We start from the raw sequence: 25,540 nt of genomic DNA on the forward strand, positions 1-25,540 counted from the left end.
GCCCCGTGGCATCCGAAGTCCCCGCGCCCTCGCACGAGCGAGCGCTTCTCGAACTGACCGACGTCTCGGTCACCTATTCCGGCGGTGCCGTGCGCGCGCTGGAGAACGTCAACCTCACGGTCCGTCGCGGCCAGATCGTCGTGCTGCTGGGGGTCAACGGCGCCGGCAAGACCTCGACGTTGGCGGCCATCTCCGGCCTGCTGCCCTACACCGGCGGATCGCTCGATTCCGGTGCGGTGCTGTTCGACGGCCAGGACCTCAAGGGCAAGAACCCGGCCGCCCGTGTGCAGCGCGGCATCTCCATGGTGATGGAGGGCAGGCGCGTGTTCCCCGACCTCACCGTCGAGGAGAACCTCACCGCCGGCGGCTTCACCCGCAGCGCGGCCGAAGCACGCACGTCGAAGGACCAGGTCCTCGGGATGTTCCCCATCCTCGCCGAGCGGCGCAAGCAGCTCGCGGGGCTCATGTCCGGCGGCGAGCAGCAGATGCTCGCGATCGGGCGCGCCCTGATGCAGCGGCCGACGCTCCTCATGCTCGACGAGCCGTCGTTGGGGCTCGCGCCGCTCATCGTGGAGCAGATCAAGGACTTCATCGTCGAGATCAACGCGCAGGGCACGAGCGTCCTGCTCATCGAGCAGAACGCCGCCATGGCGCTGTCGATCGCCGACTACGCCTACGTCCTGGACGGCAAGACCGTTGCACGCCAGGCGACGGGTGCCGAACTGCTCGCGGACACGTCGGTGCAGGAGCTGTACCTGGGTATCGCGGGAGACGGACGAAAGTCGTTCCGTGCCGCACACGAGCACCAAGCGAGAGGAACATCGCAATGAGCACCCCCTTGCTGTCCGCCACCGACGTGACGGTTCGCTTCGGCGGCGTCACCGCCGTCTCTTCGGTGTCGTTCGAGGTCGAGCGCGGCGAATTCTTCGCGATCATCGGGCCCAACGGCGCAGGGAAGACGACCCTGTTCAACTGCTTGAGCGGACTCGTGCGGTACTCCGGCGACATCGCCTTCGACGGGGTGTCGCTCACGGGCCGCCGCGCCGACCAGATCGCGCAGGTCGGCATAGCGCGCACGTTCCAGAACCTCGGACTCTTCTCCACGATGACCGTGCTGGAGAACGTCCTCGTCGGCCGCTCGAGCAAGATCACGGCCGGTATCCCGTCGGGACTGATCTGGTGGGGCAAGGCGCGCCGTCAGGACATCGACGCCCGCGAGCACGCCTACGAGGTGCTCGAGGTCATGGGGCTCTCCCGCCTCGCCCACACGCCGATCGCGAGCCTCCCCTACGGCACGCGCAAGCGGGTCGAGCTCGCCAAGGCCGCAGTCAGCGCCCCGCAGCTGCTGCTGCTGGATGAGCCCGTCGCCGGACTCAATCATTCCGAGACCGAGGAGCTCATCGGCTCCGTTCTCGCGCTGAAGGAGGCGATGAACCTGACGATCGTGCTCATCGAGCACGACACGTTCCTCGTGATGGATGTGGCCGACCGCATCCTGGCACTGAACTTCGGCCAGCGGATCGGCCTGGGAACACCGGCCGAGACCCAGGCCAATCCGAAGGTCGTCGAGGCGTACCTGGGCACCCCCGCCGAGGACGTCGTCGGCGCACGATCGGGAGGGACCGACTGATGGACACCTTCATCCAGATCCTCATCTCGGGCATCGCGCTCGGATTCCTCTACGCGCTCGTGTCGCTGAGCTTCGTGGTGCTGCTCAAGGCGACAGGGCACTTCAACCTGCTGCCCGGCTCGTTCGTCCTCCTCGGGGCCTACACGACGTATCAGCTGCACCAGAACATGGGGCTGAACTTCTGGGTCGCGCTACTGCTCGCGATCGTCATCATCGCCGCGCTCGGGCTCGTGATCCACTACGTGATCTTCCAGCGGATCGACCGACGCGCCTCGCAGCATGCGGCGGGGCTCGCGATCCTCCTCGTCACGATCGGGCTGCTGAGCCTCAGCCAGGCGACGGCCGTGTCGAGCTGGGGAGCCGACGTGCTCCTGCTCGGAGACCCGTGGGGGCTCACCACCTTCCGCCTCGGCAACGTGAGCATCTCCCAACGCGACATCTGGGTGATCCTCCTCAGCCTCCTCGTTCTGCTGATCTTCTGGCTCGTCATCCAGCACACCCGCATCGGGGTGGGCATGCGGGCCCTCGCCTCCGACCACCAGGCGGCGTTCGTGCAGGGCATCAGCCCGCGTCGCGTCGCCCCGTACGCGTGGCTGATGAGCTCGGCGGCCGCGGTGATCGCCGGTGTGCTGATGGCCACCGAGGCCGGCGGCGGGCTCAAGCCGACGCTCGACATCGTCGCGTTCACCGCGTTGCCCGCGTTGATCCTGGGCGGCATCCGCTCCCTGCCGGGGTGCGTGGTCGGCGGGCTCGTGCTGGGCATCGTCCAACAACTCGCCCTGGGATACGCGCCGCCGGCGCTCGGACAGGGATTCTCCTCGGTGCTGCCGTGGATCATCATGATCGTCGTCCTCCTCGTCCGCCCCAGTGGCCTCTTCGCCAGTCGTGAATTCAGGAGGGCATGATGACTGCCATCGCAAGCACCGGAACCCTGCGTACCAAGGGTGCTTTCGCCTCGCCGATCCGCCGGGAGGTGCGGGTCTTCCAGAGCCCGGTCACACGGTACGGAGCGATCCTCCTCGTGGCGCTCGCCATCGTGCTTCCCCTGAGCACGGCGGATTCGTTCCTGCTGTCGCTGGGCATCACGGTGGGCTTCTTCTCGATCGCCGCGATCGGTCTGAACGTCGTCAACGGCTACGCCGGCCAGATCATGATGGGCCAGCCGTTCTTCCTGGCGATCGGGGCCTTCACCGCCGTGGCATTCGGTTCGGACATGAACCTTCCTATGCCGGTGTGGATCCTCGCGGTCGTGGTGATCGGTGCTGTCGCCGGTCTCGCGGTCGCACCGCTCGCGCTGCGCCTGAAGGGCGTCTACCAGATCGTTCTGAGCCTGGGGCTGATCTTCATCGGTCACTACATCTTCGTGAACTGGACGTCGCTGACCGGGGGTGTCAGCGGACGCCGTGCGCCGCTGAACCTCACGGTCGGCCCGCTGGACTTCGCCGCGCTGCAGCTCGGCGGGATGACCTACAGCTACCAGCAGGGGCTGTTCATGGTGGTGTGGGTCTTCGTGGCCGTCTGCATGTTCCTGGTGCATCTGCTGATGAAGTCGCCCGCCGGGCGCAACGTGGTCGCCCTGCGCGACTCCGAGCTCGCCGCGCGCGTGGTGGGCATCAACCCGGCGCGCAGCATGTTCGGCGTCTTCGCGATCTCCAGCGCGATGGGTGCGCTCGGCGGTGCCTTCTTCGTGGCGCAGCTGCGCTTCGTCAGTCCTGAGCAGTTCAACCTCGCGATGGGTTTGAACTTCATCATCATCGTCACCGTCGGTGGTCTCGCAACCGCATGGGGGCCGGTACTGGGAAGCCTCGTCATCTGCTCGGTGCCCGTCCTCGCCAGCCGCTACGCGGAGTACATCCCTTTCCTCAAGCCCAGCTCGTCGACTCCCGACGGCACGTGGGGCATCCCCGTCGGTCAGTTCCCGATCATCGTCTACGGCGTGCTGCTCGTCCTCGTCCTGATGTTCGAGCCGCGCGGACTCACCCACATGCTCAAGGTCTTCGCGCTCTGGATCACACGGCCGCTGCGAAGGATCAGCCTGACGCAGGCCCGCAGAGAGCGCAGCGCGCAGGACGCGGAGTGGGCTCCATGATCGACTTCACCGATCGGGTCGCGTTCATCACCGGCGGGGCATCGGGAGCGGGATTCGGCCAGGCGACCGTCTTCGGCCGCGCCGGCGCGCGCATCGCCATCGCCGATGTCCGGCGGGACAGCCTCGATGATGCCGTCGCGCGGCTCCGCGAGGCCGGCATCGATGCGTGGGGCGTTCCCCTGGACGTCACCGACCGCAACGCCTATGCACGCGCCGCCGACGACGTCGAGGACCACTTCGGCGACCCCGTCACGCTGCTCTTCAACACCGCCGGAGTCAACGGGTTCGGCTCGATCGAGACCATGACCTACGCGGACTTCGACTGGATGCTGGGGGTGAACTTCGGCGGCGTCGTGAACGGCATGGTCACCTTCGTTCCCCGCATGATCGCCGCGGGCCGCGGCGGACACGTCACCTCGGTCGCCTCGGTGGGCGGCTTCGAGGGCGGGCGGATGGTCGGACCGTACTCGGCGGCGAAGGCGGCGGTGATCTCACTGATGGAGAGCTACGCACAGGCATTGCCGGAGCACGGCATCGGCGTGACCGTGCTGTGCCCCGCGAGTATCCGGTCCGGGATCGCCGAGGCGCATGAGACGCGCCCGGAGACCGGCGCCGAGTCCGGCGTGCTCGTCGACGACGGGTTCGTCGCGAGTCTGCGCGAGGTGTACTCGCACGGCATGGATCCCGAGCATTTGGCGATGCACCTGAAGCGGGCGATCGAGGCCGGCGAGTTGTACGCCATCCCGTACCCCGAGGTGCGCGAGCAGCTTGAGCGCACGTTCGGCAACATCCTCGACGCGGTACCTGACATCGACGAGATCGCTCCCCACGGAGCGCAGCAGCGTCTGGAGGCGCTGGAAGCCTTCCGTGCGGGGTCCCGCCGCAGGGTGGAGGCGGAGACGCGCGTCCCGTAGGATCATCGATACCGCGGATTGCACCATTTTTGGCGACAATCGTGCGGGCGTGTCAACGAAGGAGTCGACATGGCATCTGCCACCGTAGCGAACCATCCCAGCGTCGCCGCACGCTTCGACGACAGCGTCAGGATGCGGGTCGGCCGGGCCCGTGAGGCGTTCCTCGCGGGTTCGACGGATGTGGCGCGGGACGGCGATGTCTCGCTGGAGATTCTGAGTTCCTGGTCACGCTCGCGCGACCTCGGGGTGGATCCGACGAGTGCGGCGCTGCCGACTCATCAACCCGGCCCGCTGCGTGCCAAGCGTCTGGCCGAGGCCGCCTGGCCGATCCTCGGCGCGCTCGCCGAACAGTGCCGCGACTCGGATGCCTGGGCAATGCTGCTGGATCGCGACTGCGTGCAGGTCTCGCGCACGGTCGGCGACGAGCGGCTCGTGCGTGCCGGAGAAGAACGCGGCGGCGGCGTCGGGGCGACCTTCCGGGAGTCGCTGGTCGGCACCAACGGCGCCGGCATCTCGGCCGAGCGGCTGGAGAGCTTCCTTGTCGTGGGGGAGGAGCACTTCCGCGAAGCCGAGCACAGCCTCGCCTCCGTTGGTGTCCCCCTGCGCGACCCGTTCGGCCGGTTGGTCGGCTTCCTCGTGATGTGCCAGCGGATCAACTCGGCGAATCACATGATCGTCCCCTACGCCCAGAACGTCGCGCAGTCCATCGATGAACAGCTCGCGCTCGCGACCGACGGCGACGAGCGGGCGCTCTTCGAGGCGTTCTCGCGCCACTCCCGCCGGCCGTCGCTCCCCGTGATCGGGATGAACGAACAGGTGTTCGTCGCGAACAACGCCGCACAGCAGCTGCTGCGCGGAGGCGAGGAGAACGACGAGCTGCGCAAGACGGTCCTCGACGCGAGTCAGGGCGGCCAGTCGCGGCTGCTCACCGTCAATCTCGGGTCGGACAGGTACCGGGTCCATTGCCGCGTGGTGGAGCTCTCCCGCGGACGCTTCGGGGCGGTCGCTTCGCTCAGCCGCGTCGCCGAGCCGCGGCCGATCGGCGGGGGACGCGCGCTGCCGCGCGTGGAGACGGACCCGCTCGCCCGCGCGATCGAGCTGGGCCTGCCTGCCCTCATCTGCGGCGAAGCGGGATCCGGCCGCGCGCACCGAGCGCATTCGGTGACGAGCGTCACGGATGTCGATGCCCAGACCGCGACCGCCGATCCGGCGGAATGGGTCACCCGTGTGGGCGCCCTCGCCGAGACCGGTTCGGTCCTCGTGCGCGACATCGATGTACTCCCGGCGGACCTGCGGCGCAGGACTCTCGAGGTCGTCCGTGAGGGCGGTCACTGGTTCGGTGCGACGGCCGCGGCCGCCACCGCGGAGCTGGAGGCCGAGTGGGACGTCGTCATCGAGATGCGACCGCTGCGCGATCGTGTCCCGGAGATCCCCGCTCTGGTCGACGGTCTGCTCGCGTCGTTGGGGGCGGACGGCATCCGCTGCTCGCCCGAGGTGATGAGCATCCTCATCCGCCACCCGTGGCCGGGGAACATCGCGCAGCTGCGTCGCGTCCTCGCGAGCAGTCTCGTGCGCTGCACCGGCCCGGTGATCGCGATCGGCGACCTTCCGCGTCAGATCGCGGACAGCGGCCGGCGCAGCACGGGCGAAGGACTGCTGGCCCGCACGGAGCGGGAGCTGTACTTCGACGCGCTCCGCGACGCGGACTGGAATCGCGATGTCGCGGCTCAGGCGCTCGGAGTGTCCCGCGCGACGATGTATCGACGCATCCGCCAGTTCGGCTTCCAGCTGCCCAGCAGCCGCTGAGCACCGCAGCCCGCGGGGGCTCCGGTGTGCGGTTCTAGATCCGTCCGCCGTGCTCCGAGAGGATCTGCATCGCGCCCTGGGTGACGAACTCCACTTGCGCACGGACCGCGGCCAGCGCCGTCGGGAGATCCCGTTCGATGATCGCCTGCGTGATCCGGGGGATGAATGAAGGTCCGGCCTGACGCTGCCAGTCGTCGGGCTGATAGGTCTCGCGCCACACGGTCGAGACATTGAGCGCCCGGTAGCTCGCCGTGAGCTGGCGGGATCCCGCGATGTCGACGATGGCGGCGTGGAAGTCGAGGTTGCGATCGAGGAAGCCGTCCAGCTCCTCCGCCGTCGCCGGACGGGCGGCGAGCAGCTCGTCGGCGAGTCGCACGATCGAGCCGATCTGCTCGTCCGAGACGCTCGCCAGGTACGACTCCAGCACGCCGACCTCGATGGTGACGCGCGCGCCGTAGAGATTCTCGACCAGCGCGGGTGTCATGGGCGTCGGTTCGTAGGCGCCGCCCTCGGTGGTGTTCACGAGCGATTCGGTGGCGAGGCGGATGAGCGCGTTGTTGATGAGGGTGGGGTCCAGCCGCAGCGCGGCCGCGACCTCGACGACATCGATCGTCTCGTGCAGTCTCGTGCGGCGGCGCAGGACCCAGTCGCGTGTTCCCTCGTATGCGGCCGTCTCGAGAGCCTGTTCCAGCTTTCCGAATGTGCCCCGGTAGTAGGCGAGCGGTTCGCCGTCGCGGGCGGTCGCGGAGACCACGCGGCCGATGAAGATGGTGTGCGTGCCGCCGGCGGCCGTCTCCTCCACGACGCACTCGATCGACGCGAGCGTGTCGCCCAGGAGCGGGAGCCCGTGTTCGGTGACGGTGTGATCGACGCCGGCGAACTTGTCGTCCCCCTTGCGGGCGAACACACGCGCGACCTCGCCCTGGACCGCCGACAGGATGTTGATCGCGTAGCGCCCGGTGCGTCGGACGGCGTCATGGGTGACGCTCGATCGGTTGAGGCAGATCAGCATCATCGGCGGATCGGAGGACAACGACGACACCGCCGACACGGTGGTGCCGAACAGATCCTCGCCGTCGGCCGTCGTGATCACCGTCACCCCGGAGGCGAAGTGACCTACGACGTTGCGGAAGACGGCTTCATCGACGACGGGAAGCCCGAGGTCGGCGCCGTACGCGACCGTCGTGACGCTGTTGCCTGTCATTGTTCCTCCTCGTCGAGCACCTGCCGCCACGCTAAGCCTGCTGCGGCGCGGTGCGGGGTCTCACGGTGAGACGAGGAGGCTGTCGCCGGACGTCCGGCTCCTGGTGGTCTCACACTGAGACCCGCCCGTCCGGTCCGCGCGCGGCACGCTGAGACCACGGCCCGCCGCGACGGCAGCGCCGAATCGAGGCAGTCGAGGAGGACGGTCGTGAAGGACTTCGAGGGTCGGGTGGCGTTCATCACCGGCGGCGCGTCGGGTATCGGCTTCGGTCAGGCGCTCGTGTTCGGCGGCCTCGGCTGTCGCATCGCGATCGCCGATGTCCGGCAGGACGCCCTGGACGACGCAGTCGTCCGGCTGGCCGCGGCCGGCATCGATGCGTTGCCGGTACGCCTGGACATCCGCGACCGCGCCGCCTGGGAGCACGCCGCCGACGACGTCGAGGCCCATTTCGGCGCGCCGGTCTCGCTGCTGTTCAACACCGCCGGAGTCAACGGATTCGGCGCGCTCGAGAGTGCCACCTACGCGGATTTCGACTGGGTCATGGGGGTGAACTTCCAGGGCGTGGTCAACGGGATCGTGACCCTCCTCCCGCGCATGCTCGCCGATGGCGGGGGAGGTCACATCGTCTCCGTCGCCTCGATGGCGGGATTCCAGGGCAGCCCGGCCGCGGCGATCTACGCCGCATCCAAGGCGGCCGTCATCAACCTCATGGAGAGCTACGCGCTGACGCTCCCCGCTCAGGGCATCGGCGTCTCCCTCCTGTGCCCGGCGAGTGCGCGCACCGACATCGCGAAGGCCCTCGACCGGCGTCCGGCCGATCTGTCCGGCAAGTCCAGCTTCACCGAGGACCCTCGATTCATCGCGCTGCAGCAACAGCTGTACAGCGGGGGCATGGAGCCTGTCGAGCTTGCGCACCACGTCCGCTCCGCCATCGAGGACGAGCGGTTCTGGGTGCTGCCGTTCACCGAGACCCGCGAAGGATTGCGGGCGTACTTCGAGGGCATCCTCGCGGCCTATGACGATTACGACACCGATCCGGCCGCGGCCCAGGCGCGCGCCGACGCCTTCGAGGTCTATCGGGATCAGGCGGCCGCGCTTCGCGCCGACGTCCGCTGACACACACCTCCCTCCCACCCACAACGAGGAGTCTCCATGCCCGTCGTCTCGCTCAAAGAGATCGTCGATCGCTCGTTCGCGGAGCGCTACGGCGTTCCGGCGATCAATGTGTTCAACGACCTCACCCTCGAAGCCGTACTCGCCGGCGCCGTTCAGGCATCGTCCCCGGTGATCGTCCAGACATCCGTCAAGACCGTGCGCACGATGGGCGCAGGGCTGATCGCCGCGATGTGGCGGGAGCTGACACGCGACATCCCCGTTCCCGTGGCGCTGCACTTGGACCACTGCCCGGACCGCGCCGTCATCACGGAGTGCCTGGAGCACGGCTGGAACTCGGTGCTGTTCGACGCATCGGAACTCCCGGTCGCCGAGAATCAGCGTCAGACGATCGAGGTCGTGGCGGAGGCGCGTCGCCACGGCGCCCACGTCGAGGGCGAGATCGAGTCGATCACGGGTGTCGAGGACGACCACGGCTCCGATGAGGAGAGCGTGCGGCAGAGCCTGGATGTGCAGCTCGCCTTCCTGCGCGAGACCGGAGTCGACGTGTTCGCGCCGGCGATCGGGAACGCCCACGGAAGCTACAAGACCACGCCCGTGCTCGACGGCGCGCGCATCACGCAGATCGTGGATGCGCACCCGGTGCCCATCGCCCTCCACGGCGGCAGTGGACTGAGCGACGACCAGTTCCGCGATCTCATCGCCCGGGGCTGCGCGAAGGTCAACATCTCCACGGCGCTCAAGGAGCGCTTCATGAAGAGCGAGCTCGCGTTCCTCGAGGGCGCCAGGGACCGCGACTCGTGGGACCCGCCGTCGCTGTTCCGGGACACCCGCGCGCAGGTCATCGAGCTCGTCGTCGGCTACGCCCAGGTCTTCGGCAGCGCGGGCAAGGGCCACTGACGTGCCCGCCCTGATCTTCGACTGCGACGGGGTTCTGGCCGACACCGAGATGCTCGGTCATCTGCCCGCCTTCAATCAGGCCTTCCGAGAGTTCGGCGTGCCCATCGAGTGGGCCGTGACCGAGTACGGCGAGAAGGTCCGGATCGGTGGCGGCAAGGAGCGGATGCGGAGCGAGTTCACGCCGGAGCTGGCGGCTCGGTGGAACGATTTCCCTGCGGACGACGCAGCCCGGGACGAACTCATCGCCGCACTGCACCGGCGCAAGACGGAGCTGTACACCGCCCTCATCGACGGGGGGCGGATCGCGCCCCGCCCCGGCATCGGCAGACTCGCCGCCGAGGCCGCAGAGGCCGACTGGCAGCTCGCCGTCGCCTCGACATCGGCCGAGCCGTCGGTACGTGCGGTGCTGCGCAGCGCCGTCGGCGCCGAGCTGGCCGCGCGGTTCGCGGTGTTCGCGGGCGATGTCGTGCCGCGCAAGAAGCCGGCGCCGGACATCTATCTGCACGCACTGGAGCAGCTGCACGTCGACGCTGCCGACGCCGTCGTCATCGAGGACAGCGCGATCGGCCTGCGCGCGGCGCGTGCGGCGGGGATCACGACCATCGTCACGGTCAGCACATACACCGCGGACGAGGACTTCGACGGAGCAGCGCGCGTGCTCACGGATTTGAGCGAGGTCGCCCTGCGTGACCTCGATGACCTGCGATCAGGACGCGCGATCGCGCACGAGGAGGAACGATGAGCACATCTGTGGACAGCACCCGATACGTGGTGGAGACGATCGCCCGGACCGTGGTGGAGAACGAGGACTACTTCGGCGAGCTGGACTCCGTCGTCGGGGACGGCGACTTCGGATTCTCGCTCGCACGCGGGTTCGAGCGGGTGCTCGAGGAGGTCGCGACGTATCCGGATGAGAGCGCGTCCGCGATCCTGCAGGCTGCCGCGATGACCATCTCGAGCCGGGTCGGAGGAACATCGGGGCCGATCTGGGGCACCGCCTTCCTGCGCGCCTCGCTCGCCGCGCGCGGCACGACGGAGATCGATGCCGAGGTCGTCGTGCGTATGCTGCGCGCCTCCGTCGAAGGGATCCAGGCCCGAGGGAAGGCCGAGATCGGCGACAAGACCCTGCTGGACGCGCTCGTGCCGGCGACGGATGCCCTCGCCGATGCCGCGACCGAGGGCCTCGACTCTCCCGCACTCGTCGAACGGTTCGCGGTGGCGATGAGGGATGCCGCCGAGAAGACCAGCGACCTGCAGGCCATGCGCGGCCGGGCGAGCTACTCGGGCGTCCGCAGCATCGGCTCGCCCGATGCGGGCGCGATCGCGCTCGCCGTGATTGCCGAAGACCTGTCTCAGCGCTGGGCCGACCGGCCCGGTGCGTGATCCGCACGACGCCCCGAATAAGAGGACACCATGAAGAAGTTCGTCGACGACCCCAAGGATTTCGTCTCGCAGATGCTCGAGGGGCTCGCGCTCGCGAATCCCGACTCGCTGGGCTACATCCCCGAATACAACATCATCCATCGTGCGGATGCGCCCAGTGATGAGCGCGTCTCGATCATCCAGGGCTCGGGCTCCGGGCACGAGCCGGCTCATGTCATGACCGTCGGTCCGGGCATGCTGACGGCGGCCTGCCCGGGTGATGTCTTCGCCGCGCCTCCTGTCGACTACATCTACGAGACGATCCGCAGGTTCGCATCGGCGAAGGGCGTCTTGCTCATCGTCAACAACTACACCGGCGACCGCATGGCGTTCGAGATGGCCCAGGAGCTCGCGATCGCTGAGGGCATCGATGCGCGCACGCTGTTCGTCGACGACGATGTCGCGGTGCAGGACTCGCTGTACACGGTGGGGCGACGTGGCGTGGCCGGCAACTTCTTCGTGATGAAGGCCGTCGGTGCCGCGGCCGAGGCGGGCGCAGGGCTCGACGAACTCGTGCGCATCGGCGAGAAGGTCAACGCGATGACACGCACGATGGGTGTCGCGCTGACCGCGTGCACTCCGCCCGCGAAGGGCTCCCCGCTGTTCGATCTCAGCGACGACGAGGTCGAGTTCGGCGTCGGGATCCACGGCGAGCCGGGCCGTGACCGGATACCACTGGGCACGGCGACCGAGATGGTGACCGGGCTGGTGGATGCCGTCGCGGTCGATCTCGTCCTGGCCGAGGGTGACCGACTCGCGCTCATGATCAACGGGCTGGGTGGCACGCCGATCAGCGAGCTCTACCTCGCCTACGGCATCGCCCACAGGGCACTCACCGAGCGCGGGGCTTCCATCGCACGCTCCTATGTCGGCGAGTACTGCACGTCGCTCGACATGGCCGGGGCATCGGTCACGATCGTGCGGCTCGACGATGAGATCGCAGAACTGCTCGCCGCTCCCGCAGAGATCGCGATCCGGGTGTTCTGAGAGCGGGCGGGGCGGGTCGGGTCCGGCATCCATAACGAATGCTCCGCCGCGCTTTCAAGCGGTGCGCATGACTTTGTTATGCTTGCCGAACGCCGCAAGGCGTGCCGGGGATGTAGTTCAATGGCAGAACTTCAGCTTCCCAAGCTGATAGCGCGGGTTCGATTCCCGTCATCCCCTCCACAGCTCCGGTGTGCCGACGCAGTCGGTGCAGCGGAGCTTGCATGCTGGTTGCCCTCGAAATTCACCCGTTTCAGGGGTCCCGCTCGGGCAGAGCGGCGGAGTGGCCTGTTCCGCCATCCTCCAAACCTCCACGGCACGGCGCAATCGCACCGGACCGCGCCGATAGGCTGAACGCGTGCTGCTCTCGGACCGCGATATCCGCCTCGAACTCGACGCCGGCCGGATCGGCCTGGATCCCTGGGATCCACAGATGGTCCAGCCCTCGAGCGTGGACGTGCGCCTCGACCGGTACTTCCGGCTGTTCGACAACCACAAGTACCCGTTCATCGACCCTGCCGAGGACCAGCCCGACCTGACGCACCTCATCGAGGTCAAGCCCGACGAGGCCTTCATCCTGCACCCGGGCGAGTTCGCGCTCGGGGCCACGTTCGAACAGGTTTCGCTCCCCGACGACGTCGCCGCGCGTCTGGAGGGCAAGTCCTCCCTCGGTCGTCTCGGACTGCTCACGCACTCCACTGCCGGCTTCATCGATCCCGGGTTCACCGGGCACGTCACGCTGGAGCTCTCCAACGTCGCGACCCTCCCGATCAAGCTGTGGCCCGGCATGAAGATCGGTCAGCTGTGCTTCTTCCGGCTGTCTTCGCCTGCCGAGTCGCCGTACGGCTCGGGCCCTTACGGCAACCGGTACCAGGGACAGCGCGGGCCGACGGCATCCCGTTCGTTCCAGAACTTCCACCGGACGGATGTCGGCACCTCCGAGGCCGGATCCCAGGGGCAGTAGAACTACGCCGCAGCGTTCGCGACGTCGTCGACCGCAGCGAGCCCGCCGGTCGCGAGGGCGGTGACCGCCCCGACCGTGAGATCGGCTGAGAGTAGCCGGTTGTGTCCGAACCCCTGCGTGCGGATCAACCGCGACCGCCCCGGATGCGCCGCGACGAGGCGCGTGGACTCGGTCGGCGAGAGCTGACGATCGCCGTCGTCGTGCAGCGCCAGCAGCTCGATGCCGGGGGGCAGTGGGTCGGCGACCGCGTCGTACCGGGCGATGAGGGATGTCTTATCCACACCCATCCGGCGGCGGAATGCCGTCCGGAACCGTGCATCGGTCGCGGGACTCAGGCCCATCCCGTGTGAGAACTCGTCGAGGAACGGCATCGGGCTCGCGGCCCCGGCCAAGGTCGCGACCGAGCCGACGTCGACGCCGGAGCGCGCCGCCGTGAGGGTGGCCAGCGCGCCGAACGAGTGCCCGACGACCGTGTGGAACCGGCCGTGCGTGCGCTGCAACCCGTCGATGGCAGCGAGCCAGTCGCGGATGTCGGTGTGGCGCCCCGGGGATGCACCGTGCCCGGGGGCATCGAAGGCCACGACGCGGAAACCGGCCGCGACCAGGCCGCGCACCAGGCGAGCGAACTGCGACGCGCGGCCGCGCCATCCGTGCACGAGCAGGACGGTGTCCTCGCCCGACCCCCAGCCGTAGGTCGCCAGCTCGAGCCCCCGCACGTTCACCGTCCCGCGTTCGGCCGCAGCGTGGGTCTCCGCGTCGTCCGAACGTACGGGCATGCGCGGGCGCGTCTCGAAGAACAGCCGCAGAGCGACCTCTCCGCCGAGTCGAGGAGAGACCGCACCCACCCCGTTCACGAGCGAGCGGAGCGTGTCGAATGAGCCGGCCATGAGGCATCCTCCATCTATGCGAACGATCGTTCGTAGATTACACGAACGATCGTTCGTACACTAGGAGAATGACCGATGCCGTGATCGACGGACGCCGCGCGCGAGGGGATGCCTCGCGCCGCGCCATCATCGAGCGCGCGACCGACATCGCCTCGGTCGAGGGCCTCGACGGGCTGACGATCGGGCGGCTCGCGGAGGAGTCGGGGCACAGCAAGAGCAGCATCGCGACCCTGTTCGGCGGCAAGGAGGGTCTGCAGCTGGCGGCGGTGGCCGCCGCCGCGGACCGATTCCGCGACATCGTCATCGAGCCGGCACGCACGGAGCCGCGCGGAATCGCGCGCGTCGCCGCGCTGCTGCGCAACACCCTCGACTATTCGCGCGAGCGCGTATTCACGGGCGGCTGCTTCTTCGCCGCCACGGCCGCCGATGTCGATTCCAAGCCGGGCCCCGTCCGCGACGCCGTTCGCACGTGGATGGGCGACTGGTACGGCTACCTCGAGGTCCAACTGCGGCATGCGAGCGATGCCGGAGAGCTCCAGACGGATGCGGTCGCCACCGATCAGCTCGCGTTCGAGCTGATCGCCCTCAACAACGAGGCGAACTCCCGGTCGCTGCTGATGGGCACGGACCGCCCGTACGCCCTCGCGGCGGCCGCGATGCATCGGCGATTGCGGGAGGCCGGAGCCGATCCCGCATCCCTGAAGCCCCTTGGCGACTGAGCCGCCCCGCCGGATGGCGGGTGCCGGGGCGCCAAGCGGACGCAAACGGCGGATGCCGCATCCGCTCCACGCGCCGAGGCTGGAGTCAGCCGCCACAGCGAAGTGGCGCCGAACGAAGGAGTTCTCATGACCGCGACCACATCCATCCCGCGTCCGCCCTTCGATCCCGAGCTCGAGGCGGCGCTGACGACGCTCGCCGAGTTCATGCCGACGACGCTCACGCCCGAGATGATCGCCCCGATGCGGGATACGCCGATGCTCAGCATCACCGAGGAGGCCCTGGCCGACGCGGGGATCGAGACGCGCGACGTCACGATCGCCGGGCATGAGGGTGCCGATATCGTCGTGACGATCCTGCAGGCCGTCGGGCGCACCGGCACCGGCCCCGGGATCTACCACACGCACGGCGGCGGCATGATCATCGGCGACCGCTGGACCGGCGTCTCGGCACTGTTCGAGTGGATCGTGCAGTACAACGCCGTGGCCGTCAGCGTCGAGTACCGCCTCGCCCCCGAGTTCCCCGATCCGTACCCGGTGGAGGACTGCTACGCCGGTCTCGTGTGGACGGCGGAGCACGCACAGGAGCTGGGCATCGAGCCCGACCGGCTGCTCATCGCGGGCGGCAGCGCGGGCGGTGGGCTGGCGGCCGGTGTCGCGCTGCTCGCGCGCGACCGGAAAGGCCCCGCGCTGTGCGGACAGCTGCTGATGTACCCGATGATCGACGATCGCGACGAGTCGGTCTCGACGACCCAGATCGACGGCATCGGGGTGTGGGACCGCGGCAGTAACATCACCGGATGGGACGCCTTGCTCGGCGATCGCCGCGGAACGGACGCCGTCTCGATCTACGCCGCACCCGCGCGCGCCACCGACCTCTCGGAGCTCCCTCCCGCATTCATCGACTGCGGCAGCGCCGAGGTGTTCCGCGACGAGGACGTCGCCTACGCCAGCACGATCTGGGCGTCCGGCGGCCAGGCCGAGCTGCACGTGTGGCCCGGCGGCTTCCACGCCTTCGAAGGCTTCGCCCCGCAAGCCGCGCTCTCGCGCGCAATGGTGGCCGCCCGCAACGACTGGGTCCGCCGGATCCTCGGCTCCTGATCCGTGCCGCCGTCGCGCCCACCTGCCTAGGATGGGCGCGACGGCGCGCATCGGAGCGGACATGCAAGAACTCGTGGGCAGGCTCACCTCGCTGGACCCTGAAGCCAGCGCGGGCCTCAAGGTCATCGCGTACTTCGACGCGCTCGTCGCCGGCGATGTCGGGGTCGAAGCCCTGGCTCGCGCAGCCGCTCTGCTGAGCGGTGTCGTGGCCGGGGTGGAGTCTGCGTCGCAGCGCCTGCGGGTCTCGCCCGACGGGGCCCGTGCGGTCGACGACGGTTCGTCGCACGGCTGGCCGGGCGTGGACGTCTCGGTCGACGAGCGGGTGTGGATCGAGCGTTCCGGTGCCGCGCATGCGAACGATGCGATGGTGCTCGAGCGGTTCGCGCTCGCGGTCGCGGTGCTGCGGACCCGGCGCCGCAGCGTCGCCGATGACCCCGTACGGCTCGTGATCGACGGCACCCGACCCGAATCGGAGCGCGTGGTCGCCGCCGCGCGGCTGCGGTTGGACGGCCTGCGTTCGCATGTGCGCGCGACCCCGCCGACCTCCCGCGTCGACGGCCCGAGCACTCTGGTCGCCACGACCTACGGAGTGGTGCGCGCGACGCTCGTCACGGCCGCTTCGTCGACGGATGCCGGACCCGCCGGCATCGGAACGGAAGGGGATGTCGCGCATCTGGCCGGATCGTGGGCCGACGCTCTGCTCGCACTGCGGTTGACCGACGCCGAGCATCCGGTCGTGGACGCCGCCGCCCTCGGACTTCTGCTTCCCGCCGTCCGTGCCCTCGAGGGCGAGGGGGTGGGGCATCCGGATGTCGATGCGCTCGCGGCGCTCGATGCGCGCGCGGCCCGTGCGCTCGCCGCCCTCGTCGAGGGGGAGAGCGTGCGCGCGGCGGCCGACGCGCTCGGAATGCACCACTCCACGCTGCAGGCCCGACGCGAGGCGTTCACGCGTGAGCTCGGCTACGACCCGCGCAGCTCGATCGGCCGCGCACGGTACGCGGTGGCCGCGTTGCTGCTGCGGTTGACCGCGCCGCGCTGACCGACGGCTCGCGGCACCTGCGGACACCGCGCCGCCGCTGAATCGCCGAACGGCGCCACCGCCGAAGCGAGGGCGCCGTTCGCAGAGCCGGTCGGCTCAGCTTTCAGGAGTGGGGCGTGCCGCGGAGAAGCCCGCGACGAAGCCGCGCTCGTACGCGCCGTCGGACGCGTGATCGCGCCGGCCGTGACCGGCACCGCGACCGCCGTGACGGTGACCGTCGTGCCCGCGGTGGTGAGGGTGGCCGTGGCCGCACTCCCGTCCGCGCGCCTCGTCGTACGAGCCGTGGCCGTAGCCATGCCCGCCGTGCGCATCGCGGCCGTAGCCGCGGTCGCCGTAGGGGTGACCGTGAGCCTCGGGGCCGAAGTCGCGCGGAGCATCCTCGGGTCCGAATCCGTGACCGCCGCGCGGGCCGAAGCCCGGAGCGAAGCCGCGGTGGGCGTTGTAGGGCAGGCCGCGATCGAACGCGGCCGGGGAGTCGAATCCGATTCCGTGCCGGCGACCGTGCCAGTCGCCGCGCTCGGAGCGACGGCCGAAACCGCCCCGTCCGCGCGGGCCACGCGGCATCCGCTCGCTGCCGTCCCAGCCGAACTCGCGGGCGATCGCCTCGAGCGAGGCGACGACGGTCGCATAGTCCTCGGGGGAGATCGCGGCGGCGACCCGCTCGCGGATCGCGTCGACCCGGGTCTTCAGGCTGTCGCGCTGGGCGCGACCGGCCTCGGTGAGTGTCCAGGCCCCGTCGGTCTGGGTGATCCAGCCGCGGTCGGCCAGGCGGCGCAGCCGCTTGCCTCCGCGCTGCGACGCGCGCTCGACGATGCGGGCGAGCCGCTCGTCGTCGGCGTCACCGGCGAGGAGGTTGAGCAGCATCCAGTCGCGACGGTCCAGGCCATCGGCCTCGAACTCGTCGGCGAATGCGGCGGTGAGCTGTCGATCAGTGAGGCGCAGCCAGAAGCCGAGCGGTCGACGATCGGTGGGGACCCCGTCGGTGGGGTTCGTGCCCTCGGGGGGCTGAGTGTTGTCGTTGATTTCCATGGGAAGTCCTTTCGTGGACCGGGGCGTTGGCTCTCCGATCGGTGAGTGCATGCTATTCGACATGCATATGTAGTGTGACATGCAAATAGGAAACATGTCAAGTCGCATGTAAATTTGATGCATGACTTCCCCTCCCGGTGAGCCCTCGTCCGACCACGCCGACGAGATCGTGGCCGCGCTCGCGCGGCTGCGCGGCCGACGGATGCCGCGACCGCCGTGGGATCCGGAAGGGCAGGGGTGGGGGCACACCGACGCGCACGGCGTACACAGTCATGGCGCGCGTGGGCACGGCGGTCCGCACGGCATGCCCGGGCGCCACGGAATGCCCGGCTGGTCGGGCGGACCGCAGCAGCGATTCGGCGGCCCGGCACGCCTGCGGATGCTCGAGGCGCTGGCGGCGGCATCCCACCCCCTCACCGTGGGGGAGATCGCCGAAGCCATCGGAGTCGATCAGCCCCGCGCGTCGCGATTGGTGCAGCAGTCCGTCGAGCTGGAGCTGGTGCGCCGTGAGGCGGACCCCGAAGACGCACGCCGGACGCGCATCGTGCTGACGGATGCCGGCACCGCCCTGGCCCGTGGATTCCGCGGCGAGCGACGCGGCGCCGTCGAATCGGCGCTCGCCGACTTCAGCGCGGACGAGCGCGCCGACCTCGCACGCCTGCTCACGAAACTCGCCGAGGCCTGGCCGCAGGCCTGACCTCGACGAGCTCGGTGCTCCGCGTCAGAAGCTCGTGACCAGGTCGCCCAGGACCGCCTCGACCTTCGTCGGATCGGTGGCGTCGTAGTAGTGGGCACCGGTCGCGCTCGAGATCGACTGCAGTGTGGCGACATCCGCATCCGCGCCGTAGGCGAGCGTGAACACGAGCACGGGCGTCGTGTGGTGCAGCGCGCGCAGATTCTCGAGCACCTGCTCCGCCCCGATCGTCGCCGCGTTCGGCGTATCGTTCTCGCCGTCGCTCAGCACCACCACCGCGTTGATGCGGTCCGACGACCACGCGGCCGCCTGCTGTGCGGTGAAGGTGTCGACGGCCTGGAACAGGGGAGTATCGCCCATCGACGTGAGGCCGTTCAGTGCGGCCATCAGCTGCGGTCGCGTCGAGCCGATGTCGCCCACGGCGGAGACCTGGCCCGGGATCATCGCGCCGTCGGGCGCCTGCGCGAACGCAGCGAGACCGACCCGGTCGCCGGCCGTGAAGTGGTCCAGCGCAAGAGCGATCGCGTTCTTGGCAGCGGTGAGCTTCGTCTGCGACGGGCTGATCGCTTCGTCCATCGAGCCCGACACATCGATCAGGAATAGGACGTTGGCGCGCTTGCGCACCTCGGGGAAGGCCGCGTGCACGGCGGTCACGACCTCCGCCTCGGGCAGGGCGATCCCGCCGGCGGGTGAGGCGGTGGCGTCTGAGACGCCTGCGATCGCGGGATCGATCACCCCGTTGAGGTCGCGATACCCCGCCGCGCGCACGGCGGACTGGCCCTGCGCCGTCCCGGCGAAGCGGATGAAGTCGGTGGCGGCCTGCGCTTCGACGGGATCGACCCACTCACCGGTGAGCCCGATCGCGGGGTTGTCGGCCGAGTAGAACCCGTCGGACGGGTAGATCGGCAGGAGCTTCTCGTGCGGCGGCTCGGCCTCGACGCGCGTGACGCCGTCACGGCTCGTGATGCCGCGGTTGTAGTCCCATACCGACTTCTCATCGACGATCACGGCGGAGAGGAAATCCGCCGATGATCCGCCGCTGTCTTCGGCCTGACGGGCGTGCCAGAGGAAGTGCTCGGGCGTGGCCATGTAGTGGCTGGTGGCCAGTTCATGCTCGCGCACCTGCTCGACGACGGCGGAGTCGGCCACCTCGGCAGCGGACAGGTCTGCGACGGACCCGGCGGAGGCGCCGAAAGAGGCGAACATCGCCGCCTCGCCCGACGTCGCGACGAGTGGGCTGGTCTTGCCCAGCTTGAACGTGCCCCACTCCGGGTGGCCGAGCTCGTTCCACAGCTCCTTGTCCGCAGCGGCATCGAAGACCTCTGCCCAGGTCGGCGGCTTCTGATCCCAGCCGACCGCCTCGGCGAGGGGGGCAGGCATGGCCAGCACGACGTTCGATGACGCGACGCTGGTGCCGGAGGCCAGCGTCGTCGCCCCCTCGTCGCGCGCCACACTGAGCCAAGTGGAACCGTCGGGAAGCCACACGGTGGGCTTCGCGTCGGGTGACAGTGTGGGGAAGCCGGCCGCGACGTGGGATGCCGCGATGCCGGACTTGTCCCGGGTCGTGGTCACCGTCACGCAGTTGCCGGCGACGTTGCGCGGCTGGGCGTTGTACGCGGCAGCGAGATCGGCGACCATGTCGGCGTTCTCGAAGGAGGACATCACCGGGACGACGGTGCACGGCTGCGCGCCGGGCGTCGTCGCAGGCTCGTCCTCGGGGAAACTGGCGAGCTCGGCTTCGGGCGCGGGGGCCGAGTCGGGCGGAGCGGCTGCGCTGCCGGGGTCGGCCATGTTGGAGACGATGGCGTACGAGACCGTGCCGATCGACCCGACGAGCACGACGATGCCGACGATCGTGGTCGCCATCAGCACCCGTCGGCGGCGCTTGCGGCGTTGCTCGCGTCTCGCATCGGTCGCGGTGAGTGCAGCCGTCGCTGTCGGCGCGCTCGGCGCCGCAGGCGGCCCGGCCGGCGGCGCTTGTGCGCTGGTCGCGCGCGGGGGCGCAGCATCCGGTGTGATGGGCAGGGGGGTCGTCGAAGGCTGTGAGGCTCCGCCGCGGCGGGGGCCGGGCACGTCTTCGTCGCCGCGCGTGCGATCGCGCATGGGCATCCTCGGGGGGTAGGTGGGCCATGGTGGCCGGTGGGGGGTTACCGGTCAGGTCGTGCGATGGGTCAAGATCCTAGCTGCGTCGTGTCGGCGGGGCGAGGGTGGCGGGCGCGGCATCAGTGCGACGCCGTGTTGAGCATTCCGACGAGAACCGCGGTCCACCAGCCGGCCTGCGACACCAGCGCGCTCCACACGCACCAGGTCCTCAGCCGCGGCGGGATGCGCGCGAACGCGATGCCGCCGGGCAGCCGGCCGAGCTCGCGGGTCAGGCGTGTCATCGCGACGCCGTTCAGGGCGACGATGAGCACGGCCAGCATTTTCAGATCGGTGAGGGGATCATCGAGATTCGGCTCGAGGAAGGCACCGCTGGCGAGCAGGCCGATGATGCCCAGCCAGGCGAGGCTCGAGACCGAGGGTTCGATGCGGCGCAGGTCGTCGAGACTCGAACGTCCCCGGGCCCAGGCCAGCCCCCACAGCTCGAGCAGCACGGCAGCACCGAGGCCGACGATGACCGACCCGAGGTGGACCATCAGTGCGCCGTAGTGCAGCCATTCCGCCGGCTGGAGCGCGGTGCCGAGGGCGAGCGACAGGTACATCGCGAGCACGACGCACCAGTACGCGGTCGCCCGGTTGTGGCGGGCTCGCCGGTACTGCTCGGTCAGGGGGATCGTCACAGGACGGGGACTTCCGGTCGGGTGTGGGCGCGCTGGATTCCCCCCGCCTGTGAGAGTAGTGGATCTCCCCAGCCGCCCCGGACACCCTGTGGATGGATGCGGAACCGTGCCCGGTGCGGTGTGTCAGGCGCTTCCCGCGGCGGAGCGCTGGGGCTTCGGGAACCGCACGAGCAGCAGCAGCACCAGGCCGATGACGAGGACGATCGCGATGCCGAGCACACCCCAGATGGTCGCGCCGAACGCGGCAATGAAGATGGTCCACATCGCCGGCGCCATGAAGCTCGCCACCCGCCCGGTCGTCGCGTAAAGGCCGAAGATCTCGCCCTGCATGCCCTCCGGCGTCACGCGCGCGAGCAGCGAACGACTCGCGGCCTGTGCCGGGCCGACGAACGACGAGAGCACGAGCCCGCCGATCCAGAACACCGTCTTGCCGGTGTCATGCAGCGCGAACACCAGCACCGCCATGGCGATGAGCACCGACAGCGCGGTGATGATCACGGCGCGGGCACCGAAGCGGTCGTCCGCGCGCCCGGCGAAGATGGTGGAGATACCGGCCACGACGTTCGCGGCGATCGCGAAGATCAGGACCTCGTTCGTGGAGAAGCCGAATGCGACGTGCGCCAGGATGCCGCCGAACGCGAAGACTCCGGCCAGGCCGTCGCGGTAGACCGCGCTGGCCAACAGGAACCAGAAGGTCGGCCGGTGGGTGCGGAACAGCCCGACGATGTCCTTCACCAGTACGCCGTAGGAAGCGAAGAAGCCGACCTTCACCCCGGGCGCGGAGGGCTCCGACTCGGGCACGTTGAAGAAGAGGGGGAGCGCGAAGATGATCGTCCACACGCCGCAGCCGACGGCGATGAGGCGGTAGGCCATGCCGTCCGAGGTGTCCATGCCGAACCAGTCGAGCTGCGTGAGCGCGATCACGATGCCGAGCGCCACGATGCCGCCGATGTACCCGAGCCCCCAGCCGAGCCCGCTCACCCGGCCGATGGTCTTCGGTGTCGAGACCTGCACGAGCATGGCGTTGTAGTTGACGCCCGCGATCTCCGAGACGACCGCGCCGACCGAGAGCACGATGGCGCCGTACCAGAAGTAGGTCGGATCGGCCCGGACGAAGAAGAGGGCGAACTGCATCAGGGCGAGCAGCCCGGTGAACACGAGCAGCCAGCGCTTCTTCCGGCCGGATCGGTCGGCCGTCTGCCCGAGCACCGGCGCCAGCAGGAGGATGAGCAGCCCGGCGATCGTCGTGGCCAGGCCGTACCCGCTCGACAGGTCGGCCAGAGCGCGCTCGCGCACGGGGTCGTCGTCGGCGAGTCCGGCGATGTTCGCGGGCAGGAAGCTGTCGGACACGAGATAGAGCGAGGCGAAGACGAACGTCAGCAGCACCGAGTTGAACGGCTGCGTCGCCCAGTCCCACATCGCCCACGACGCGACCTGCTTGCGCGGGATGGGGCGCTCCACGCCGACGTCCTGGAACATCGCACCGATCGGGCCGATCGCACCGGTGTTCACGGTGGGAGGCGGCGGAGCGATCTCGGGTTCGGACGCGGGACGGTCGGGCACAGACATGTTCGTCACGCTAGGGTCCTTCGGTGAACGGCGGGTTGCGCCAAGCCGGTGTGCCGCGACACTGCGACATGCGCTCAGGGTACATCGACCGCCCCGGCGCGACGCACTGGCGACGTGGGTCGCTAGTGTTCCCGGCCTCTGGGCGGCAGGGTGGAGAGAATGGCGGGAAGAGTCCCGCACCACCTGCCCGAACGGCCATCCATGCCTTACTCCGTCCGAGTGCGTTCCGCCCTGGCGCGATCCCTCAATCGCGCCCTGCTGGCGATCGGCATCTTCGCCGTGCTGCTGGGCCTCCTCGAGGTGGCGATCCTCCCGCTGACCGGACCCGGTGCGCCGCTGCTGATCATGCTTCCGATGATCTTCTGGGTCTACGCCGGTGCTGCGCTGCTGGCCTGGTCGCGACGCCCCAGCAATCGGATGGGTCTCCTCCTCCTGCTCGCCGGCATCGCCTTCTACCTGGGCAGCCTCAGCAACACGACCATCCCTGCCCTCCAGGCGGTCGGGGCCGTGTGCGCGACGCTCGTGCTGCCGGTGCTCGTGCACCTGCTGCTGGCGTTCCCGGCAGGTCGCCTGGAATCGCGCTCGACCCGCATCGTGGTCGCGGGGACCTACTTCGTCGCACTCGTGCTGGAGGCGCCCGTGTACCTCTGGGACCCGACCGGACCCTATCCTCCGTTCGCCGTCGCGGATGCTCCCGAGGCGCTCGCCCTCTCCGGACTGATCCAAGGCATCTGCGGGGCGATCATGATGACCGCGACCGCCGTCATCCTGATCCGCCGCATGGTGCGTGCCGATGCCACGCATCGCCGTGTGCTGATCCCGCTCTTCACCTACGGGATCTTCGCGCTCCTTTTCATTCCGTTCAGTGCTCTGGTGGTCGCTCGTCTCTTCGGCGGCGACGAGTACGTGCGGGGCTACCTGCAGTTCGCCGTCGTCGGGTTCGTGCCGATCGCCTTCGTTCTGGGAATCCTGCGTGGAGGGTTCGCCCGCACCGGAGAACTCGAAGAGCTCGGCACCTGGCTCGGCACGGCCGGATCCGCGCGCCAGCCGATCGAAGCCGCCCTCGCCCGAACACTCGGCGACCCGAGCCTCAAGCTCTACTTCCGCGCGGAGGACCGCAACGCCTACGTCGATGCCGAGGGGCGCGCGGCGGCGCCCAGCACGCGTGGCTGGCATGAGATCACCCTCGACGGCCGCACGATCGGGGCGATCGACTTCGATGCCGCGCTGCTCTCGGACTCCGAGCTCGTGCGAACAGCGAGCAACGTCGTCGCGATCGCGGTGGACCGCGACCGGCTCACCGCGCAGCTGCGGGCGTCGCAGCATGCGGTCCTGCGATCGCGCGAGCGGTTGGTGATGGCCGCCGACCAGGAGCGCCGCCGCATCGCGCGCGACCTGCACGACGGCCTGCAGGTGCAGCTGGTCATGCTCGCGCTCGAGGCCCAGCAGCTGGCGAATGCCGGCGAGGTCGGGAACCTCCCCGAACGCGCCACCAGCCTGCGCCTGGACATCGACGCGGCCGCCCGCGACCTGCGCAACTTCGTGCACGACCTGGTACCCGCAGCCCTGATCGAGCGCGGACTCTCCGCCGCAGCGGAGGATCTCGTCGATCGGATGCCGGTTCCCACGCGGCTCACCATCGGCATCACCGACGCGCGACTGGCCGAGTCCGTCGAGAGCACCGCGTTCTTCGTGCTGGCCGAGGCGCTGGCGAACGTCGTCAAGCACGCCGAAGCCGACTCGGTGCAAGTGGTCCTGGCGCGGTCGCAGGATACGTTGCGGCTGGAAGTGCGTGACGACGGCATCGGCGGGGCATCGGATGTCGCGGGCACCGGTATCCGCGGTCTGTCGGACCGCGTCGATGCGATGGGCGGGGTCCTGCACCTCTCCTCGCCCCGGGGAATAGGAACGAGTCTGACGATGGAGCTGCCGTGCGCGTTGTGATCTGCGAAGACGAAGCCCTGATCCGGCGCGGACTTGAGCTGGTGCTGCGCGACGGGGGCCACGATGTCATCGACACGGCCGCCGACGCGAGCGGACTGCTCGAGGCGGTGGCGAAGCTGCAGCCCGACCTGGTCGTGACCGACATCCGGATGCCGCCGACGCACACCGACGAGGGGCTCATCGCCGCACTCGAGGTGCGCAAGTCGTTCCCCGGGACGGGGGTCGTCGTGCTGTCCCAGCACGTGCAGCGGCGGTACGCCAAAGAGCTGCTCGCGCTCGGCACCGGCGGCGTCGGCTACCTGCTGAAGCAGCGCATCGCGGGTGTCGACAGTTTCCTCGCCGACCTCGTCCACGTCGCCGACGGGGGGACGGCCCTGGACCCCGAGGTCGTGGCCGTGATGGTCGGCCGTGCACGGCACTCCGAGCGCGCGATCGGCGAGCTCACACCGCGCCAGCAGGAGGTGCTCTCGCTCGTGGCGGAGGGGCGCAGCAATGCGAGCATCGCCGCCGCGCTCTTCCTCACCGAGAAGGCCGTGGTGCAGCACGTCTCCCGCATCTACGACGCTCTCGGCCTGACGCAGGATGCCGACGCGCACCGACGCGTGCAGGCCGTGGTGCAGTTCCTCAACCGCGCCTGAAATCGTTCACCTGAAACTTGAGTCGGTTCATATCAAGTTCATTTGACAGGTCGACGGGGCCTCGGGTAACCTTGAGTCATACCGGCTCAACCCTCGGTCGAGCCGATCCAGACTTCA

The 25,540-nt window shown here is 69.4% G+C and carries 24 protein-coding genes and 1 tRNA gene; 19 read left to right on the forward strand and 6 right to left on the reverse strand.

From position 1 onward, the window contains the following. Positions 1-5: 5 nt before the first annotated feature. The 6 genes from ASD65_RS13365 (at position 6) to ASD65_RS13390 (ending at position 6,439) form a co-directional block, all read left to right on the forward strand. Positions 6-830, forward strand: a complete 825-nt coding sequence (locus tag ASD65_RS13365) for an ABC transporter ATP-binding protein (RefSeq protein ID WP_056223418.1) — start codon at positions 6-8, stop codon at positions 828-830. Next, positions 827-1,630, forward strand: a complete 804-nt coding sequence (locus tag ASD65_RS13370; protein WP_056223420.1) for an ABC transporter ATP-binding protein — start codon at positions 827-829, stop codon at positions 1,628-1,630. Before ASD65_RS13365 ends, ASD65_RS13370 begins: the two co-directional genes overlap by 4 nt. Further along, entirely contained in the window at positions 1,630-2,535 is a 906-nt protein-coding gene (locus ASD65_RS13375) for a branched-chain amino acid ABC transporter permease (protein ID WP_056223422.1), read from the forward strand. Before ASD65_RS13370 ends, ASD65_RS13375 begins: the two co-directional genes overlap by 1 nt. Next, positions 2,535-3,719 (forward strand): branched-chain amino acid ABC transporter permease, encoded by a 1,185-nt coding sequence (locus ASD65_RS13380; RefSeq protein WP_056223424.1) that lies wholly within the window; start codon positions 2,535-2,537, stop codon positions 3,717-3,719. The genes ASD65_RS13375 and ASD65_RS13380 overlap by 1 nt, the downstream gene beginning before the upstream one ends. Continuing rightward, the gene (locus ASD65_RS13385; protein ID WP_056223426.1) at positions 3,716-4,633 is read left to right on the forward strand and encodes an SDR family NAD(P)-dependent oxidoreductase; all 918 of its coding nucleotides are present in this window, start codon (positions 3,716-3,718) and stop codon (positions 4,631-4,633) included. The genes ASD65_RS13380 and ASD65_RS13385 overlap by 4 nt, the downstream gene beginning before the upstream one ends. 69 nt (positions 4,634-4,702) lie before the next feature. Next, entirely contained in the window at positions 4,703-6,439 is a 1,737-nt protein-coding gene (locus ASD65_RS13390; protein WP_056223428.1) for a helix-turn-helix domain-containing protein, read from the forward strand. 34 nt (positions 6,440-6,473) lie between these two features. Here ASD65_RS13390 and ASD65_RS18830 read toward each other — a convergent pair whose 3' ends face one another. Beyond that, positions 6,474-7,643, reverse strand: a complete 1,170-nt coding sequence (locus tag ASD65_RS18830; protein WP_082561768.1) for a flavin reductase — start codon at positions 7,641-7,643, stop codon at positions 6,474-6,476. A 207-nt stretch (positions 7,644-7,850) separates the two neighbouring features. Between ASD65_RS18830 and ASD65_RS13400 the strand changes: the two genes are divergently transcribed. The 7 genes from ASD65_RS13400 to dcd all read left to right on the forward strand — a co-directional run bounded on the left by ASD65_RS13400 (position 7,851) and on the right by dcd (position 13,026). Further along, positions 7,851-8,759: an SDR family NAD(P)-dependent oxidoreductase gene (locus ASD65_RS13400; RefSeq protein ID WP_056223430.1), complete on the forward strand. Its 909-nt coding sequence runs from the start codon at positions 7,851-7,853 to the stop codon at positions 8,757-8,759. A gap of 36 nt (positions 8,760-8,795) precedes the next feature. Then, positions 8,796-9,656 (forward strand): class II fructose-bisphosphate aldolase, encoded by an 861-nt coding sequence (locus tag ASD65_RS13405; protein ID WP_056223432.1) that lies wholly within the window; start codon positions 8,796-8,798, stop codon positions 9,654-9,656. Between the two features lies 1 nt (position 9,657). Then, on the forward strand, positions 9,658-10,398 hold the full coding sequence (locus ASD65_RS13410) for an HAD-IA family hydrolase (protein ID WP_056223434.1): 741 nt from the start codon (positions 9,658-9,660) through the stop codon (positions 10,396-10,398). After that, complete coding sequence (dhaL, locus tag ASD65_RS13415; protein WP_056223436.1) at positions 10,395-11,039, forward strand: dihydroxyacetone kinase subunit DhaL; 645 nt, start codon at positions 10,395-10,397, stop codon at positions 11,037-11,039. The genes ASD65_RS13410 and dhaL overlap by 4 nt, the downstream gene beginning before the upstream one ends. Before the next feature lie 30 nt (positions 11,040-11,069). Further along, positions 11,070-12,065, forward strand: coding sequence for a dihydroxyacetone kinase subunit DhaK (locus tag ASD65_RS13420; protein WP_056223438.1), 996 nt, complete (start codon positions 11,070-11,072; stop codon positions 12,063-12,065). A gap of 106 nt (positions 12,066-12,171) precedes the next feature. Beyond that, positions 12,172-12,245 (forward strand) — tRNA-Gly (locus tag ASD65_RS13425). 175 nt (positions 12,246-12,420) lie between these two features. Continuing rightward, entirely contained in the window at positions 12,421-13,026 is a 606-nt protein-coding gene (gene dcd / locus ASD65_RS13430; protein ID WP_056223440.1) for a dCTP deaminase, read from the forward strand. Positions 13,027-13,028: 2 nt separating this feature from the next. Here the strand turns inward: dcd and ASD65_RS13435 are convergent, their stop codons facing one another. Continuing rightward, the gene (locus ASD65_RS13435; RefSeq protein ID WP_056223443.1) at positions 13,029-13,913 is read right to left on the reverse strand and encodes an alpha/beta hydrolase; all 885 of its coding nucleotides are present in this window, start codon (positions 13,911-13,913) and stop codon (positions 13,029-13,031) included. A gap of 68 nt (positions 13,914-13,981) precedes the next feature. Here ASD65_RS13435 and ASD65_RS13440 point away from each other — a divergent pair, with 68 nt between their 5' ends. The 3 genes from ASD65_RS13440 (at position 13,982) to ASD65_RS13450 (ending at position 16,769) form a co-directional block, all read left to right on the forward strand. Beyond that, positions 13,982-14,632, forward strand: a complete 651-nt coding sequence (locus ASD65_RS13440; protein WP_056223445.1) for a TetR/AcrR family transcriptional regulator — start codon at positions 13,982-13,984, stop codon at positions 14,630-14,632. Between the two features lie 126 nt (positions 14,633-14,758). After that, positions 14,759-15,730, forward strand: a complete 972-nt coding sequence (locus ASD65_RS13445; RefSeq protein WP_056223447.1) for an alpha/beta hydrolase — start codon at positions 14,759-14,761, stop codon at positions 15,728-15,730. Positions 15,731-15,791: 61 nt separating this feature from the next. Beyond that, a complete protein-coding gene (locus ASD65_RS13450) occupies positions 15,792-16,769 on the forward strand; it encodes a hypothetical protein (protein WP_156378876.1) in 978 nt (325 codons plus the stop codon). Positions 16,770-16,865: 96 nt separating this feature from the next. Here the strand turns inward: ASD65_RS13450 and ASD65_RS13455 are convergent, their stop codons facing one another. Next, positions 16,866-17,798 (reverse strand): MarR family winged helix-turn-helix transcriptional regulator, encoded by a 933-nt coding sequence (locus ASD65_RS13455; RefSeq protein WP_056223451.1) that lies wholly within the window; start codon positions 17,796-17,798, stop codon positions 16,866-16,868. A 121-nt stretch (positions 17,799-17,919) separates the two neighbouring features. Between ASD65_RS13455 and ASD65_RS19330 the strand changes: the two genes are divergently transcribed. Continuing rightward, positions 17,920-18,495 carry a MarR family winged helix-turn-helix transcriptional regulator gene (locus ASD65_RS19330; RefSeq protein WP_235566714.1) on the forward strand — a complete coding sequence of 192 codons (576 nt, stop codon included), beginning with the start codon at positions 17,920-17,922 and terminating at the stop codon, positions 18,493-18,495. 24 nt (positions 18,496-18,519) lie between these two features. On the opposite strand, the gene ASD65_RS13465 is transcribed toward ASD65_RS19330, so the two are convergent. The 3 genes from ASD65_RS13465 to ASD65_RS13475 all read right to left on the reverse strand — a co-directional run bounded on the left by ASD65_RS13465 (position 18,520) and on the right by ASD65_RS13475 (position 22,841). Beyond that, positions 18,520-20,595, reverse strand: coding sequence for a vWA domain-containing protein (locus ASD65_RS13465; RefSeq protein ID WP_056223453.1), 2,076 nt, complete (start codon positions 20,593-20,595; stop codon positions 18,520-18,522). Between the two features lie 119 nt (positions 20,596-20,714). After that, entirely contained in the window at positions 20,715-21,272 is a 558-nt protein-coding gene (locus ASD65_RS13470; protein WP_056223454.1) for a hypothetical protein, read from the reverse strand. A gap of 123 nt (positions 21,273-21,395) precedes the next feature. Next, the gene (locus ASD65_RS13475; RefSeq protein WP_082561925.1) at positions 21,396-22,841 is read right to left on the reverse strand and encodes an MFS transporter; all 1,446 of its coding nucleotides are present in this window, start codon (positions 22,839-22,841) and stop codon (positions 21,396-21,398) included. Between the two features lie 201 nt (positions 22,842-23,042). Between ASD65_RS13475 and ASD65_RS13480 the strand changes: the two genes are divergently transcribed. Next, positions 23,043-24,785 carry a sensor histidine kinase gene (locus ASD65_RS13480; protein ID WP_162248506.1) on the forward strand — a complete coding sequence of 581 codons (1,743 nt, stop codon included), beginning with the start codon at positions 23,043-23,045 and terminating at the stop codon, positions 24,783-24,785. Then, positions 24,773-25,423 carry a response regulator transcription factor gene (locus tag ASD65_RS13485; RefSeq protein WP_056223458.1) on the forward strand — a complete coding sequence of 217 codons (651 nt, stop codon included), beginning with the start codon at positions 24,773-24,775 and terminating at the stop codon, positions 25,421-25,423. Before ASD65_RS13480 ends, ASD65_RS13485 begins: the two co-directional genes overlap by 13 nt. The last annotated feature ends 117 nt before the right edge of the window (positions 25,424-25,540 follow it).

Source organism: Microbacterium sp. Root61, assembly GCF_001427525.1.
In the GTDB taxonomy this organism is placed as follows: domain Bacteria; phylum Actinomycetota; class Actinomycetes; order Actinomycetales; family Microbacteriaceae; genus Microbacterium.

Excerpts from the sequence above, each read along its gene's own strand:
- ASD65_RS13420 (WP_056223438.1), top strand. The coding sequence starts at position 11,070 with ATGAAGAAGTTCGTCGACGACCCCAAGGATTTCGTCTCGCAGATGCTC.
- ASD65_RS19330 (WP_235566714.1), top strand. The coding sequence starts at position 17,920 with ATGACTTCCCCTCCCGGTGAGCCCTCGTCCGACCACGCCGACGAGATC.
- ASD65_RS13450 (WP_156378876.1), top strand. The coding sequence starts at position 15,792 with ATGCAAGAACTCGTGGGCAGGCTCACCTCGCTGGACCCTGAAGCCAGC.
- ASD65_RS13465 (WP_056223453.1), bottom strand. The coding sequence starts at position 20,595 with ATGCGCGATCGCACGCGCGGCGACGAAGACGTGCCCGGCCCCCGCCGC.
- ASD65_RS13385 (WP_056223426.1), top strand. The coding sequence starts at position 3,716 with ATGATCGACTTCACCGATCGGGTCGCGTTCATCACCGGCGGGGCATCG.
- ASD65_RS18830 (WP_082561768.1), bottom strand. The coding sequence starts at position 7,643 with ATGACAGGCAACAGCGTCACGACGGTCGCGTACGGCGCCGACCTCGGG.
- ASD65_RS13390 (WP_056223428.1), top strand. The coding sequence starts at position 4,703 with ATGGCATCTGCCACCGTAGCGAACCATCCCAGCGTCGCCGCACGCTTC.
- ASD65_RS13445 (WP_056223447.1), top strand. The coding sequence starts at position 14,759 with ATGACCGCGACCACATCCATCCCGCGTCCGCCCTTCGATCCCGAGCTC.
- ASD65_RS13405 (WP_056223432.1), top strand. The coding sequence starts at position 8,796 with ATGCCCGTCGTCTCGCTCAAAGAGATCGTCGATCGCTCGTTCGCGGAG.
- ASD65_RS13435 (WP_056223443.1), bottom strand. The coding sequence starts at position 13,913 with ATGGCCGGCTCATTCGACACGCTCCGCTCGCTCGTGAACGGGGTGGGT.
- ASD65_RS13475 (WP_082561925.1), bottom strand. The coding sequence starts at position 22,841 with ATGTCTGTGCCCGACCGTCCCGCGTCCGAACCCGAGATCGCTCCGCCG.
- ASD65_RS13440 (WP_056223445.1), top strand. The coding sequence starts at position 13,982 with ATGACCGATGCCGTGATCGACGGACGCCGCGCGCGAGGGGATGCCTCG.
- dhaL (WP_056223436.1), top strand. The coding sequence starts at position 10,395 with ATGAGCACATCTGTGGACAGCACCCGATACGTGGTGGAGACGATCGCC.
- ASD65_RS13375 (WP_056223422.1), top strand. The coding sequence starts at position 1,630 with ATGGACACCTTCATCCAGATCCTCATCTCGGGCATCGCGCTCGGATTC.
- ASD65_RS13455 (WP_056223451.1), bottom strand. The coding sequence starts at position 17,798 with ATGGAAATCAACGACAACACTCAGCCCCCCGAGGGCACGAACCCCACC.
- ASD65_RS13480 (WP_162248506.1), top strand. The coding sequence starts at position 23,043 with ATGCCTTACTCCGTCCGAGTGCGTTCCGCCCTGGCGCGATCCCTCAAT.
- ASD65_RS13370 (WP_056223420.1), top strand. The coding sequence starts at position 827 with ATGAGCACCCCCTTGCTGTCCGCCACCGACGTGACGGTTCGCTTCGGC.
- ASD65_RS13380 (WP_056223424.1), top strand. The coding sequence starts at position 2,535 with ATGACTGCCATCGCAAGCACCGGAACCCTGCGTACCAAGGGTGCTTTC.